This is a genomic window from Wolbachia endosymbiont of Madathamugadia hiepei (assembly GCF_013366855.1).
In the GTDB taxonomy this organism is placed as follows: Bacteria; Pseudomonadota; Alphaproteobacteria; order Rickettsiales; family Anaplasmataceae; genus Wolbachia.
Genome location: NZ_WQMP01000188.1, coordinates 1 through 1,412, shown reverse-complemented (window position 1 = coordinate 1,412; position 1,412 = coordinate 1). Strand labels below are relative to the sequence as shown.

General features: G+C 34.7%; 1 protein-coding gene. It reads left to right on the top strand.

All coding sequences use genetic code 11. The annotated features are described in order from the left end of the window. Positions 1-789: 789 nt before the first annotated feature. Complete coding sequence (locus tag GO685_RS05260; RefSeq protein WP_175937873.1) at positions 790-1,116, top strand: hypothetical protein; 327 nt, start codon at positions 790-792, stop codon at positions 1,114-1,116. Positions 1,117-1,412: the final 296 nt, after the last annotated feature.

The following is a 1,412-nucleotide window of genomic DNA, read 5'->3' as shown; positions in this document are numbered from 1 at the left end:
AAAAATTCCAGAGCCAATTTGACTACTAATCACTAAGGCAAGAACAGCCAAAAAACCTATTTTATTTGACACAATGGCTTTTAATTTTTATCTGAATAGATTAACAATATAACCGAAGCTCAGAAATTTCAATCGATCTTTATAAAAGCTTGCATTTTTCTATGTGTATGCCATAATGAGTTAGTCATTGAGTGAAGGTTATGAATCCGAGATTAAAAAAATTTTTGGTTGCTTGTGGGTATGTTTATGCTCAAGTTGACAGGAAGACGTAACTTTATTATAATAAGTATTTATTAATTTAATCTTTATTTAATGGGGTATTTATGGTAACAAGTAATAGTGTTTTAAAAAGGTATGCATTAGCCTATATAAAAAAATCTGGTGGTAGTAAAAACATTGAAAAGTTTTTACAGCATTGTATTAGTACACAAAGCTTAACTTGAAATGAGGATAAGTTTGCAGAGGTATATGAAGAATTTATTAAGGACCAAAATTTAAACAATGGACAGAACATAGGAAGCAAAGGAGATGGATACAACGGGAGGAATATCGGTCGTCAACCTGCAGGCACTCAGAATGTACATATACACGTGCACAATAGAGGTTTAGATTTTTGGGATTATTTACTGTTACAATGTTGTTTTGATTCTTTATTCGCTTGGCGTGGTCATACTACAGTTGTACATAACTATGGTGGTAATCAAAGCAGAGCAGATAAGAGCGAAGATAGAAAGTTACTGGCTTTAGGTATAGCAAGTTGCGGTTGTGTGTGCTGCTTTCCATGGTCTTATGTGCTATTTCTATTATAGTAGCAAAAAAGAGGCTAGAAAATCAGACAAAATAGATTATCTGGATGATCGACTCAAGATGTTCAGAAATATAGAATTTGCAGTTAGCGCTATTTCTCTGGCAGCTTTAATAGCTTACGCTGTTAATCCAGTTTTACCAGAATTTGGTCTGGCTGTTCTTGGTGTTAATTTTCTTGTATGTCTTGCTGGTGGCGTAGCCTTTCATATGAAGCATCAGGAAGAATCAGAGAATATTGAAAAGGCTAAAACAGCGGTAAAAGATTGTGTTAGTACATATCATTATGGCAATTGCAAGCAGAAAGTTTGAGATTGTAAGTTAGACTTTCATTTTGAATATTGGTAGCTGCAACATAAGTTGCACAGCTAGTGCAATTCTCGTCATCCCGCGATTCATTTGCGGTACCTGACGTAAATTACGCTAACACGTAGCGGGATGACGGTAGCTATAAACGTTAAGAAATTTACCAAGCGAAGAAAAAAAGCAAAAGAAGCCCCGGTCGGTATTTATTCTCAGTATTGGCGTTTTTATGCCTTAAACGCTGCAATTTAGCTGCTTTTAAATGCAACTAGTCTAAGCTATAATATTTAAGAAATTTACCAGAC

What these genes read in the sequence shown, in the direction of transcription:
- GO685_RS05260 (WP_175937873.1), top strand. Translation starts at nt 790, where the DNA reads ATGTGCTATTTCTATTATAGTAGCAAAAAAGAGGCTAGAAAATCAGAC.